The organism is Rothia sp. HMSC066G02, assembly GCF_001813145.1.
GTDB lineage: Bacteria > Actinomycetota > Actinomycetes > Actinomycetales > Micrococcaceae > Rothia.
This window is the reverse complement of sequence record NZ_KV811588.1, coordinates 1-437: the sequence shown is the minus strand read 5'-3', so window position 1 is coordinate 437 and position 437 is coordinate 1. Positions and strand designations below refer to the sequence as shown.

The 437-nt window shown below is 52.4% G+C and carries 1 protein-coding gene; it reads left to right on the top strand.

The window, feature by feature from the left end:
- A partial coding sequence (locus HMPREF2894_RS03895; RefSeq protein WP_246827009.1) for a DUF6318 family protein occupies positions 1-437 on the top strand: 437 nt, incomplete at both ends.

The window sequence follows — 437 nt, the reverse complement described above, 5'->3', positions numbered from 1 at the left end:
TACCCCGTTCTGCAGCCGGGAATGAATGAGTATAACCGCGGTGGTTTCTATATTTTTCAGGCGTACTTTTATGCCGCCCTGAACTATTTCTACTACACCGGAGATACCAAGCCGCTCTCTGAAGTGATCAACCCCGAAGAGATCATTTCTCCTGAGCTTCTTCGGCTGTACCGGGAAAACCGCGGCTGGCTTATTGCTAATCAGGACGTGTACCGCGTACAGGTCACGATTCCCGGTATCGGTAGACGCCAAAAGAACAGCCGTAATATCAGCGAATATCAGGCAAGGCGACGTATTCGCGATGAGGCTGTCTTCTATGTGCCCCAAACGGGGGAGAAGTTACCCATCGATAAGTTCTTGAAGACCGGTGAGGAAGAGTACGCTTTCCTCTGTGCGGAGCACCTGCGCGGCCGCTGGGTGCTGGTGGAAGACGATAA